We start from the raw sequence: 12,349 nt of genomic DNA on the forward strand, positions 1-12,349 counted from the left end.
GAGACCCAGGCGAGGGTGGTGAGGTGAAGGGGTGCCTCGGCGAACAAGGTTGCCTGACGGGTGAGCAGTTCGATCAGCTGCTCTCGCAGGGGAACTGAGCTCGGAAGCGGCGGGGTGACCTGGGGCAGGAGTCGCTCGAAGGTGGCGGCGAGAAGGTGGGAGGAACTGGTGAAGTGGCGGTAGAGGGTGGTTCGTGCGACCTTCGAGGCCTTGGTGACCGCCTCGATCGTGACCGCCTCGACTCCGCCGGTACTGAGCAGGTGAGCGGCGGCGTCGAGCAGTCGGGTCCGTGACCGCGCCCGACGCGGATCGGCGTCGTCGCCGTCGGGCAACACATGTTCGCTCAACGCCGTTTCCGTCGCCGGGATTGTCTGGTCATTACGACTCTCACCACGTTATGGTACCAACGGTAGCGTAGCGATACTGGTCATCCCTAGCCGCGGCTGAACGTGACAGTGTCACCGCTCTGACAGCCCTAAGCACGCGAAAGGCTGCGGACCGCCGATGACGACAACCGAATCGATCAGGCACGATTTCCTCACCGGGAGACTCGGCCGACGCGAGATCATCCTTGACTGCACCGCGACGATCGCCACGAGCGGTGGATATGACGCCGTGAAGATGCGCGCCATCGCCGATCGTGCGGGCATGGCAGTCGGCACCCTGTATCGCTACTTTCCGTCGAAGCCGCACGTGCTGATCGCCGTCCTCGCGCGTGAGTTCGAACGTATTGGCGCTGAACGAGATTGGACGGTCACAGCGGGATCGCCGCGCCTGCGGGTGGAGCAGTTGAACACCCGACTATGCCAGGAATGGCGCGCTCGGCCGGCCCTGACCGAGGCCGTGACCCGCGCATTCGTCGTCGCCGATGGCAGCGCGAGCGCCGAGGTGGCCCGCGCGGCGGGGGTCATCGAGCACCTGATCGGGCTGGCGATCGCCGGTGAGGAGCCGAGCCCGACACAACACCGAGTTGCCGCCCTGGTCGGCGATATCTGGCTGGCCAGCCTGATCGCGTGGGTCCGGCACGGCGCCTCCACCGAAGACGTCGCGATCGGACTGGAGCGCAGCATCGCGTTGATAGTCCACGACGAGAGGTAGCCGGGCCAACCCGATCCACACGAAACAACACTATTAGTAGCGCACCGATACTGATGGTATCGTTACGAATCAGATCGAGGTAGAGAGGTCTCATGATCACCCAGTGGATCGAAGCCTGCGAGGTCCAGCGCGTCAGCTTGGTTGGCGGCCTGGTACTCACCATGGCCGACTACAACGAGCTGGTCGTTACCCGACCACTGCGCTTGTCGCTTCCTGCGGTGGGGGCACACCCGGCCGAAGACGTGATGGTCGACCCGAATGACGTACCGAATCATCAGCGCCCGTTGTTGAATTTCGCCGGTAGCGTCTGCACGCTCGCCACCTGCGAGGACGACGGCACGCTGCGTGTCGAGTTCTCCAACGGCTACGGCTTCACCGTGGCCGCCGACGAGTGCTTCGCGGCGTGGGAGTTGTACGGCAAGCGCCACGGTTACATGGCTTGTCTACCCGGTGGCCGGGTCCGCGTCGTCCGCCACGACATGCCCGCGGACGACCTGGTGTCCGAGCGCCCTGCGGTGCGCCCTTGAGCGTCGACGGCCACGAAGCGGACCCGCCCGACGCCGCCGCCACCCGGGTGCGTGAACGCACCATTTCGGCTGCCAAGACCTCCGGGGAGTACAGCGAGCGCCTCGGCGCGTTGGCCCGATTCACCGTGCGACACAAGGCGTTGGTGATCGGCGCCTGGGTCGGACTGGCGGTGGTCCTGGCCCTGCTGTTCCCGCAACTGGAAACGGTGGTGCAGAAACAATCCGTCCAGCTGATCCCCCGCGACGTGGCGTCTTTTCAAACCCTCGACCGAATGAGCGAGGCCTTCGGCGAGCAGGGCTCCAAGACCATGCTCTTCGTCGCGATGGAGGACCCGGCAGGCCTGACCCCCTCGGCGCGCACGCAGTACACGGATCTGGTGTCGCGGCTGCGCGCCGACACCACGCACGTTCTGCTGGTTCAAGACCTGCTGGCCGACCCGGTGACCGCCACCCAGGCACTCAGCCAGGACGGCAAGGCCTGGTATCTGCCGGTGGGGGTGGCCGGCACGCTCGGTGACCCCGCCGCCGCCGAATCGGTCACCGCGGTCCGCGCGATCGCCGCCGACGCGTTCGCCGGATCGTCGACGACGGTACGGGTGACCGGGCCGCCGTCGACGTTCAGCGATCAGATCGCCGAGGCCGAACACGATCTGCTGTTCATCTCCATCGCCACCGCCGGGTTGATCGCGCTGATCCTGCTCATCGTCTACCGGTCGGTGTTCACCGCGCTGTTGCCTCTGCTGGTGATCGGCATCAGTCTGGCGGTGGGGCGCGGAGTGCTGTCCGTACTCGGCGAGTTGGGTATGCCGGTCTCGCAGTTCACCGTGGCCTTCATGACGGCGATCCTGCTGGGCGCCGGCACCGATTACACCGTCTTCCTGATCAGCCGCTACCACGAACAGCGCAGGGCGCAGGTCGCCCCCGATCAGGCGGTGGAGCACGCCACCGCCAGCATCGGCCGCGTCATCCTGGCCTCGGCCGCCACGGTCGCGTTGGCGTTCGCCGCGATGGTGTTCGCCAACTTGAGCGTGTTCGCCGGGATGGGACCGGCCTGCGCGGTCGCCGTCCTGGTCGGGTTCGTGGCGACCGTGACGTTGTTGCCGCCGGTGCTGTCGCTGGCCGCGAAACGCGGTATCGGCGAACCCAAGTCCGACCGCACCCGGCGGTACTGGAACTCCGTGGCCGTGGCGGTGGTGCGCAAGCCGGTGCCGCTGCTGCTGGTCAGCCTGGCCATCCTGCTGGCACTCTCAGCGGTCGCCACGACGATGACGTTGAGTTACGACGACCGCAAGGGACAACCCGCCACCACCGCCAGCAACGAGGGTTATCAGCTGTTGGACCGGCACTTCCGCACCGACGTCGTCATCTCCGAATTCCTCGTCGTGGAGTCTCCCACCGACATGCGCACCGGCAAGGGACTGGCCGACCTCGACGAGATGGCCTCGCGCATCGCGCAGGTCCCCGGGGTGACGAAGGTGTCCGGGGTCACCCGACCCGCGGGAGCCCGCCTGGAGCAGGCCCAACTGGGGTGGCAGAACGGACAAATCGGCGACAAGATGGCCGGCGCGGTGGACGACGGCAACGCCCGCAAGGATGACCTGGCCAAGCTCACCGGCGGCGCGGACCAACTCGCCGGTGGCCTCGCCCAACTCGACACCACCCTGCGGACCGCGCTGACCCCGCTGACCGGAATCCTCGATCAGGCCCAGAGCGCAGGGCGGAAGGTGGACCAGTTTCGGCCCCTGTTGAGCCAACTCTCGGCGACCGCACCCGCGGTCGACCAGGCGCTGCGTTCGGGACCGGGGTTGCGCCCGCTCGCCGAGCAGGCCGATGGTGCCATCGCCACCATCGACCCGCTGGTGGGCGCGCTGAACACCTCGCCGTGGTGCGCGACCACACCGCAGTGCGCCCAGATCCGCGACCAGGTCCAGGTCCTCACGACGCTGCGCAACGCCGGGTTCTTCACCCAGGTCGCCGGGCTCGGGGACACCGTCGGCCAGAACGCATCCGTGGCCGACACCCTGGCCGGCGTCCAGACCGCAGTCACCTCGCTGGACAAGGCGTTCGGCGCGCTCGGTGACCCCGCCAACCTGGCCGGTAACGTCCGCCGACTCCAAGACGGCATCGGCCAACTCGCCTCGGGCGCCCAAGCCCTGGCCACCGGCGTGCACACCCTGGCCGACAGCAACATCGACATGCTTAGCGGGATGAGCCAGATCGCCACCCAGCTGCAGAACTCGGCGCGCGCCAGCACCGGCTCCGACACCTCCAGCGGCTTTTTTCTGCCGCCCAACGCCTTCGAGAACCGCCAGTTCGCCGACGTCGCCAAACAGTTCCTCTCCCGCGACGGCAAGACCGCCCGATTCCTCGTGGAATCCAGCAACGACCCCTACAGCGCCGAGGCCATGGACTTGTCCCACCAGATGGTCGCCGTCGCCGAGGCAGCCAGACCCAACACCTCCCTGGCGCAAGCCCGCATCTCGGTTGCCGGGTTCCCGGCGGTCAACTCCGACATTCAGCGCCTCCTGACCGCCGACTTCATCCAGCTGGCCGCCTCCACCCTGCTCATCGTGGGCCTGATCCTGGTGCTGCTGCTGCGCGCACTGCTCGCCCCGCTCTACCTGCTGGGCACCGTGGTGCTCAACTACACTGCCTCGCTGGGCATTGGAGTCTTGGTCTTCCAGTGGGGACTCGGTGGTGAAATCGCTTGGCCCGTACCGCTATTGGCGTTCATCATCCTGGTCGCGGTGGGCGCCGACTACAACATGCTCCTGGTGTCGCGGCTCAAGGAGGAATCCACCCGCAACATCCGCGTCGGGGTCCTACGCACCGTGGCCAGCACCGGGTCGGTGATCACCTCGGCCGGCATCATCTTCGCGGTCAGCATGTTGGGCCTGATGGTCGGCTCCATCGCCATCATGATCCAAGCCGGATTCATCATCGGCTGCGGTCTGCTGCTGGACACCTTCGTCGTGCGCACCCTCACCGTCCCCGCCATCGCCGTCCTGCTCCGCGAGGCCAGCTGGTGGCCCCACCGCCCCACCACCCCCCAGAGACGGACCTCATGAACGACCGCGTTGCCTGTGCTCACTCGTCCCGACCTACCGCAGCAGGCGATGTCCGTGTGGGGTCGACGCGGACATCGCTGCGGCGGAACCGGCGTCCACGAGCCGTCCATGTAGCCCTGCTGGCCATCGCTGTGGGCATCGGGGTCGCGACCGCGCCCACTGCGGTCGCCGATGAGGCCGGCTACCTCCAGCGACTTCAGAGCAGGCTGGCGTATCTGACAGCTCAACAACTGCTGACCGAGGGCTACAAGGTGTGCCAGCTGACCCACAGCGGCCATCCATCCTCTGACGCCATTGAGATGGTCTCGAAGGACTTGGCGATATCAGTACCGGCCGCCGTTGAGATCATCGTCGCCGCCGGAGGGGAACTCGGCTGCTGACAGCGGGCCGGGGAACTGCTGCGTGGAAAAGCAAAGCTTCTCGAGAGCTGACGTGGTGGTAGTCCACCACCGCTCGACATGTCGGATGAGTGATGCGCGGCGAAATAGTCAGTGCAGCAACGATTTTGGACACGTAGCCAGCCGACGGCGCAGAAACTCTACAGACTGAACACGTCACCGAACTGGCCGCGTCGCCCAAGCGTGGGCAGCGTGCCCGAGCGGTGCAGTGGCGCGGTCTAGAGAGTGCAGCGGTCGAGGAAGTCGGTGACCGCGGCGGTGAAGGCGTCGTTGTCGTCCCCGGCGATCATGTGACCGGTGCCGGACACGTCGACGGTTTCGGCGTGCGGGACCAGGTGGGTGAACTCCTCGACGGTGGCCTGGGAGACCACGTCGGACAGCAGCCCGCGGACGAGAAGTGTTGGGGCGGTGACGCGTCGGGCTCCGTCAATCAGCAGATGGCTGATCGCGTCGAACTGCTCGGTGCCCGCGGCCGCGCCGTCGCGCAGGAAGTCGAAGTTGGAGTGGACGAACGCCGGGTCCCATCGCCACACCCAGCGACCGTCGGGACGCTGCCTAAGCACCTTGTGCAGGCCGTCGAGGTTCTCGGGGCGCGCGCGATGCGGGTTGTAGGCGGCGATCACCTCGGCGGCATCGCCGAGGGTGGCGAAGCCGTCGGGGTGGGCGGCCATGAACGTCACGACGCGACGGGCACCCTCGAACTCCAACCGCGGGGTGACGTCGACCAGGATCACCGCCGCCCACGACGCCCCGGATGCGAGCAGGTGCGCGCCCAGGGCGGTCATTCCCCCCAGCGATGCGCCGACGACGGCGGGCGGGGTATTGGCGCTGAAGTGGTCACGGACGGCGAGCAGGTCGGTGGCGAGTCGCTCGACGTCGTAGCGCCCGGCCGGATCCCAGTCGCTGTCGCCGTGACCGCGGGTGTCATAGGCCACCACCGAGTATCCGCGCGACTGGAGCCGGCGCGCTGAGGTGGTCCACGCGTGCCGGTTCTGACCGCCGCCGTGCAGGAGGAACACGACGGGACGATCACCGTCGTGGGGGTAGTACTCGGCGGCAAGGGTGATCCCGTCTCCGGTCCGGACCCGATGCTGCACGACCGAAGTCACGATGCGTTGCCTGCGGTGCTCACGATCGTGACGGTGCCCTGCGCGGCGCATACGGCCTTGTCGCCGTTGGTGATGTCGATGCGCGCCACCCCGCTGCGTTTGCCCAGCGACACGATGTCGGCAATGGCGACGCACACCCCGCTGGACACGGGTCTGAGCAGGTTCAACTTGAACTCGGTGGTCGCGACCCACGATCCCGCCGGAATGACGGGGTAGAACACCACCCCGAGACAATGGTCGACCATCGCCGACAAACACCCGCCGTGCAGATTGCCGAACGGGGTCAGCAGGTCCTCGCGGGTATCCATCTCCGCCACCAGCCGACCCGCGGTGAGTGCGGTGTGTCGAAAATTCAGGAACGTCGACAGTCCGCCCGCCGTGTTCGCCGCGTGGAGCAGCTGGTCGGCGATCTGCGCGTCGAAGTGCGCGAACGTCGTGGTCACCATCGTCTGTCAATCCTCGCCTTCTCTGTCATCGGCCGACGGTCGTGCTCCAGCGAAACGCTCGAGCATGTCACCGAACGCGCCGAGGTCGCCGTGGGCGGCGAAGTGCTCGACGTCCACGGCAACGAACATCGCCGTGGCGGTGAAGCGCACGATGCCGTCCTGCCCGATCCCGGTCGCACTGACGTGCAGGGCTCGCCCCTCGCGGCTGTCGACGCGCGCGACGATGCGGTGGGGGTGATGCAACGGCACCGGCACGCGGTAGCCGACGGCCAGGTTGCGGGTGACCGCCGGGGTTCCGACGATCCACAGGGTGAAGCCGAACAAGTCGTCGCACGCCGCGGCGATCGCACCTCCGTGCGCGAGACCCGGTGCCCCGCCGTGCCGTTCGTCGAAAACCAGGTCGGTGTAGACCTGCTGCCCGGATCGGAACACCTCCATCTGCAGGCCGTGGGGATTGTCGGGGCCGCACCCCATACAGGTGGGAGTGTGCGGCGGCAACCGCACCGGCTCACCGCTCAGCGCCTCGCTCACGGAGTGCTCGATTCTGTAGACGTGTCAATCTGCGATCCGACCGCGGTGATCGCCGACAGCGCCATCGCGGCCTGGCTGGTGCCGAAGACCAGTGCCACCGACAGGCACGACACCCCCAGCGTCCACTTCGGGCTGCCCGTGGGATTGCGGGTGGCCTGCGCGGGAAGGGACGGATCGTCGAGGCCGTCGGACAGGGGCACGGGCTAGACCGGTGCGGCCCACATGATGGGCAGCGACGTAAAGCCCCGGATCGGCCCGGACCGCAGACGACGCGCAGACTCCAGGTCGACCTCCCAGTCGGGCACTTTGTCCAGCAACGCATTCAGGGCGGTCCGAGCCTCCATCCGCGCCAGTGCCGCACCCAGGCAGAAGTGGACACCGCGACCGAAGGCCACCTGGTGTTCGCAGGTGCGATCGATGTCGAACACGTCCGGATCGGGGAAGACACGCTCGTCGCGGTTGGCCGAGCCGAACAGCAGCAGCACCTTCTCTCCGCGGCGCATCGTCGTGTCGTGAAGAACGACGTCACGGGTCAGGGTTCGCGAAAGCCCCTGCGCGGGTGAGTCATAACGCAACAACTCCTCCACCGCCGGTACCAGCAGCGTGCGATCGGCGACCAGTCGGCGACGTGCCTGTCGATGCTGGGCCAGCACGACCGCGGCGTTCCCCAGCAGGTTGGTGGTGGTCTCGTAGCCCGCGACCAGCAGCAGCGCGCAAAAGCCGAGGACCTCCTCGTCGGTGAGCCCGACCCCGTCCACGGTGGCGTTCGCCAACGCCGACATCAGGTCCTCGCGGGGATTGTGGCGGCGGTCGGCGAGGAAATCGGTGAAGTAAGCGTAGATCGACGCGGCCGCGGCCAGCGCGTCGCTGGTGTGACCGTGGGTGACGTCGACCTGCACCAGCTGGCTCGACCACGATCGGAACTGATCATGATCGGTGGCGGGAACGCCCAACAGATCGGCGATCACCGCGGCGGGCAGGATGGCGGCGAAGTCGGTCACGAAATCGGCCGACCCCGACCCCTCGTCGAGGCGTTCGAACAACTCCGCCGCCATCCGCGTGATGGTGGTCTGAAGGCCGGTGACCCTGCGGGGGGTAAACGCCCGGCTCACCAGGGCGCGCAGCTGGTCGTGTCGGGGCGGGTCCATCACGATCATCATCGGCAGAAACGACCCGATGAAGTCCGATCCCGGCGGGGTGGGGAAGATCCCGTCCACCGAGGAGTAGGTGCCGTGATCCAAGGCCGCGGCTTGGACGTCGGCGTGCCGGCTCAACACCCAGGTGTGCGAATCCTGCGCGCGGTATACCGGAGCCGCGTCGCGCAACACGCGGTACGTCGGATAGGGGTCTTCGAGTATCGAGGCGTCGAACGGGTCATACCGCATGGGCACCGCGACCACGAGGACCTCCCACCGCCATGAAGCAAGGGTTTAGACTCGGAGTCTAAACTTGAAGAACGGGATTGGGCAATGCGCAAGATTCCACGTCAGATCGCTGACCGGCTCCCCGCAGCGGCGGACCTGTTCGCCGAAAAAGGGCTCAACGACTCCAAGATCGAGGACGTCGCCGCGGTGACCGGCGTGCCGAAAGCGACGCTGTATTACTACTTCACGGGCAAGGAGGAGATCCTCGCGTATCTACTCGAAGACCTCCTCACCGACATCGCCGATGCTGTGGCGGCGATCGTGCACACCGACGGCACCGGTGCCGAACGCCTCGAACTCGTCATCGGCGCACAACTGCGGGCGATGGCGCAGCGGCCAGCGGTCTGTCGGGCACTCATCGGCGAACTGGGACGCGCGGCCCGGATGCCGGTCATCGCCGAGATGATCAACACCGCCTACCAGCAACCCGTCGAAGCACTGCTGGTCGCAGGCGCCCGCGACGGATCCCTTGTCGCCCAGCCAGATCCACGATCCGCCTCCATGGCGCTGTTCGGCGCGGTCACGATAAACGCCCTCATGTACCTGGTCGCAGACCAGCCTCTCGACGAGACGGTGGTCGCCGGAACCCTTAGAGCCGTCATGTTCGACGGACTACGCCCGCGCCGAGGAGACCGAGCATGAGCACTTACGGCCTCTCGGTCCTCGGCGCGGATCTGCCGTCGTTGGCCCGGACCGCCCAGGCCGCCGACGCGGCCGGGTTCGACGCCGCCTGGGCCTCGGAGTTCTACTCCCGCTCTGGGTCCATCTCCATGGCCGCGATGGCCAACAGCACACAGAACTGCCGGATCGGGTCCTCCATTCTCTACGGGATCGGACGAAGCCCCCTGGTGCTGGCCACCGAAGCACGCGACCTCGACGAACTCTCCGACGGACGACTGGTACTCGGCATCGGCAACGGCACCAAACGGATGATGAGCGACTGGCACGGCGTATCCGACACCGCCGCACCCGCGCTGCGCATGGAAGAACTCGTCGGTCTGCTGCGCCGCATCTGGAACCTGCACGACGGCCCGATCCACCACGACGGCCGCTTCTACACGATGCACCTCACCCCCACCGGTGAGGTACAACCACCCAGCCGCGCGATCCCGATCATCACCGCCGGTGTGCGCCCCCGGATGTGCGAGACAGCCGGGCGGGTGGCCGACGGCCTGGCCGGCCACCCCCTGTTCACCACCACCTACGTCCAGGAGATCGTCCGCCCCGCCATCGCCAAGGGCGCCGCGCACGCCGACCGCGACCCCCGTGACGTCGAAGTCGTCTCCATGGTCATGTGCGCCATCCACGACGACGCCGAGGTCGCCAGACGTGAACTGGCGCAACAGATCGCGTTCTACGCTTCGGTCAAGTCCTACGAAACCGTGCTCGACGTGAACGGCTTCGCCACCGAGGGCAGAGCCATCCGGGAAGCCTTCGCCCGACGCGACTTCCCCACGATGTTCGCCGCGGTGTCCGAGGAGATGATCGACACCATGGGCGTCGCCGGAACCGCCGACGACGTCCGCGTCGGGCTCACGCGCTACGAAGGCGTTCTCGACCACATCATGCTGTACTCACCATCGGTGGGCATCGCCCCCGAACGCGTGCAGCAGAACCTCGAAAGCCTCATCAGGGAATGCTCACCACGCAGGATTGCTCACGCCGCGCAATAGTGCTCACTCGACGCACGCCGTCGCGCCTTCGATGTTCACAACGGCCCGCTTCCCTGAATCCTGAAGCACTTGGCTGCAGGTGTCGGTCACTCCCGGCAACGACGAAAGCGATGACCATCACCAGGTGCGGTGACGAGCGACATGGGGTGCACCGAAGCCCACTTACCTCTCACCAAAGCAGCGGGAAGACTCTTGAGCATCAGAGGCTCAGGTCATAACCGCGATCGCGTTCCCGGCCGCGGTCACGGTCTAGTCCGCGGCTGCGGTCCAACGTCCGATCTCGTTGGGCGCGTTGACTTTTCTGATAGTCGACGTGCCGTCGGGTGACCGCCGAGTGGTGTTCGGCGACCAGGTTGGCCACCAGCTCGGGCAGGAGTTCGGCCGGGGTGTCGGCGGCGGTGCGGTGGGCGGTGCGGGCGGGTTCGTCGCGCCCGACGATCTGCCGCATCATCCGGGCGGCCTGGACGGCCCCACCGCGCTGGGCGACGTGCACCCCTGCCTCGTCGGGTGCCGGGTGGTCGCGGTGGTGGTCGGCTTCGGTGATCGTGCGTTCGTAGAGGTAGACCTCGTTGGTGTCGCGGCCGCGGGTCATCGCCACGTAGGCCAGGTTGCGGGTGGTGGTGTCACCGATGACGGCGCGACAGCTGTCGGCGGTGACCCCTTGGGCCGAGTGCACGGTGATCGCGTGGCCGAGCTGCACCTGCTTTTTGAGGTAGTCGCCCTCGAGGACCGTGACCGCGCCGTCGCCGAGTCGTCGGGCGGCGATGCGCGGATGATCGGGGGTGTCGTCGACTTTGAGGACCTGCCAGCGCTGCCCGTTACGGACCGGAGCCTCGGGCAGGCGCTGGGTGACGTCGGCCCGGTCGCGCACCTCGATGGTCGCGTCGTTGAGTCGGGTCAGGACGACGTCCCCCACCCCGACCTGGTGTCCGCGCGCGGCGGTGACGGTGGTGGTGTCGCGGCCCGTACGGGTCCGCTGTTCGGTGATCTGGTCGTGGATGCGCCGGTTGAGGGCGTCGGTGGTCTCGGTGGTGTCGGCGATCAGCAAGGCGTCCCGGCCGGCGGTGACGTCGCCCTGGTGGGCTTCGAGGGCGTCGGCGGCCATGGTGACCTGATCCCCACAGTGAAGGCGGTCGTGGTCGCGGTACCAGCCCACGGCGCGGCGCACCGGCGCCGGCCCACCCTGGCCCAACGCCAACGACGCCGACCGCTCACCGGGGTCGTGCATGCGCCACACCTCCGACAACCGTTGAGCCCAGGGCAGCTCCTCGCACAGTTGGGTGAACATCCCTCCACGGGCCTTCACCGGCGCCAACTGATGCGGGTCACCGACCATCACCGTCTTCACCCCCGCGGTGGTCGTGTGGGTGAGCAGAGCACGCCACTGATGGGTGCCGACCATCCCGGCTTCGTCGACCACCACCACGTCGAACGGACCCAACGTCAGCCGCCCGTCGGCCAACCGCGCCAGCGCGGCGTGCATCGTGAACCCCTCGCTCGCAGCACCTTCGGCGACGGCGACGTCCACGGCCTTCCCAGTCGGTGCGATCACGATCACCGTCCCCCGACGCTGGCGTTCCACCAAGGCCCGCAAGGCGCGCATCGAGGTGGTCTTGCCCGCCCCCGCCGGCGCCGACAACGGCTGCACCAGCTGGGGGCTGGCCGCGATCGCGGTCACCGCGGCGTGCTGCTGCGCGGAGAGCCCCAACGCCTCCGGGGTGTCGAACTCGCGGACCCAGCACGCGTTGCGCAGGCTGGTCTCGTCGACCATGTCGAACACCCGCCGTTCCTCGACCAGGATCAGGTCCACGGTGAACCGTTCGGTGCCTTCGCGTTGATGCGCCAACCGCGGCCCGGTCAACCGCATGGCGACTGCGTCGACGCACTCCTCGATGACCTGGCGCGGCATCACCACATCCCCTGCGGAGCCGTCCACGCCACCCTCCGCCGCGGCCACGCCAGGGTTGTCGGCCATCAGGGGAAGCTGCGCGCCGATCACCTCGACCAGGTCCGCGCGGGTCAACGCGGCCTTGTCCGCCCGCGCGGCCATCGCCGCCACCGCCTGACGGTCGACC

At 67.6% G+C, this 12,349-nt stretch carries 13 protein-coding genes; 6 read left to right on the forward strand and 7 right to left on the reverse strand.

Annotated elements, in window-relative coordinates:
• The coding region (locus WAO18_RS17050) for a TetR/AcrR family transcriptional regulator (RefSeq protein ID WP_422207426.1) at positions 1 to 347 on the reverse strand (347 nt) is incomplete at its 3' end.
• A 157-nt stretch (positions 348 to 504) separates the two neighbouring features.
• Between WAO18_RS17050 and WAO18_RS17055 the strand changes: the two genes are divergently transcribed.
• From WAO18_RS17055 to WAO18_RS17070, 4 genes are all read left to right on the forward strand, one after another.
• On the forward strand, positions 505 to 1,098 hold the full coding sequence (locus WAO18_RS17055) for a TetR family transcriptional regulator (RefSeq protein ID WP_056547435.1): 594 nt from the start codon (positions 505 to 507) through the stop codon (positions 1,096 to 1,098).
• Between the two features lie 92 nt (positions 1,099 to 1,190).
• Positions 1,191 to 1,625, forward strand: a complete 435-nt coding sequence (locus WAO18_RS17060) for a DUF6188 family protein (protein ID WP_056547432.1) — start codon at positions 1,191 to 1,193, stop codon at positions 1,623 to 1,625.
• Between the two features lie 47 nt (positions 1,626 to 1,672).
• Positions 1,673 to 4,693 carry an RND family transporter gene (locus tag WAO18_RS17065; RefSeq protein WP_056549682.1) on the forward strand — a complete coding sequence of 1,007 codons (3,021 nt, stop codon included), beginning with the start codon at positions 1,673 to 1,675 and terminating at the stop codon, positions 4,691 to 4,693.
• A 56-nt stretch (positions 4,694 to 4,749) separates the two neighbouring features.
• Complete coding sequence (locus WAO18_RS17070; protein ID WP_327533322.1) at positions 4,750 to 5,073, forward strand: hypothetical protein; 324 nt, start codon at positions 4,750 to 4,752, stop codon at positions 5,071 to 5,073.
• A 236-nt stretch (positions 5,074 to 5,309) separates the two neighbouring features.
• On the opposite strand, the gene WAO18_RS17075 is transcribed toward WAO18_RS17070, so the two are convergent.
• The 5 genes from WAO18_RS17075 to WAO18_RS17095 are packed head-to-tail and all read right to left on the reverse strand — an operon-like array spanning position 5,310 to position 8,577.
• Positions 5,310 to 6,200 carry an alpha/beta fold hydrolase gene (locus tag WAO18_RS17075; RefSeq protein ID WP_068920419.1) on the reverse strand — a complete coding sequence of 297 codons (891 nt, stop codon included), beginning with the start codon at positions 6,198 to 6,200 and terminating at the stop codon, positions 5,310 to 5,312.
• Entirely contained in the window at positions 6,197 to 6,646 is a 450-nt protein-coding gene (locus WAO18_RS17080) for a PaaI family thioesterase (RefSeq protein WP_422207427.1), read from the reverse strand. Before WAO18_RS17080 ends, WAO18_RS17075 begins: the two co-directional genes overlap by 4 nt.
• A gap of 6 nt (positions 6,647 to 6,652) precedes the next feature.
• On the reverse strand, positions 6,653 to 7,120 hold the full coding sequence (locus WAO18_RS17085) for a PaaI family thioesterase (RefSeq protein WP_192860469.1): 468 nt from the start codon (positions 7,118 to 7,120) through the stop codon (positions 6,653 to 6,655).
• Between the two features lie 53 nt (positions 7,121 to 7,173).
• Positions 7,174 to 7,377 (reverse strand): hypothetical protein, encoded by a 204-nt coding sequence (locus WAO18_RS17090; RefSeq protein WP_068920422.1) that lies wholly within the window; start codon positions 7,375 to 7,377, stop codon positions 7,174 to 7,176.
• A 3-nt stretch (positions 7,378 to 7,380) separates the two neighbouring features.
• On the reverse strand, positions 7,381 to 8,577 hold the full coding sequence (locus WAO18_RS17095) for a cytochrome P450 (RefSeq protein WP_068920423.1): 1,197 nt from the start codon (positions 8,575 to 8,577) through the stop codon (positions 7,381 to 7,383).
• 69 nt (positions 8,578 to 8,646) lie between these two features.
• Here WAO18_RS17095 and WAO18_RS17100 point away from each other — a divergent pair, with 69 nt between their 5' ends.
• Both WAO18_RS17100 and WAO18_RS17105 read left to right on the forward strand, forming a co-directional pair.
• Positions 8,647 to 9,243: a TetR/AcrR family transcriptional regulator gene (locus WAO18_RS17100; protein ID WP_068920424.1), complete on the forward strand. Its 597-nt coding sequence runs from the start codon at positions 8,647 to 8,649 to the stop codon at positions 9,241 to 9,243.
• Complete coding sequence (locus WAO18_RS17105; protein WP_068920425.1) at positions 9,240 to 10,274, forward strand: LLM class flavin-dependent oxidoreductase; 1,035 nt, start codon at positions 9,240 to 9,242, stop codon at positions 10,272 to 10,274. Before WAO18_RS17100 ends, WAO18_RS17105 begins: the two co-directional genes overlap by 4 nt.
• A gap of 199 nt (positions 10,275 to 10,473) precedes the next feature.
• Here the strand turns inward: WAO18_RS17105 and WAO18_RS17110 are convergent.
• A partial coding sequence (locus tag WAO18_RS17110) for an ATP-dependent DNA helicase (RefSeq protein WP_422207428.1) occupies positions 10,474 to 12,349 on the reverse strand: 1,876 nt, incomplete at its 5' end.

It is taken from the genome of Mycobacterium sp., assembly GCF_049278535.1.
Lineage (GTDB): Bacteria > Actinomycetota > Actinomycetes > Mycobacteriales > Mycobacteriaceae > Mycobacterium.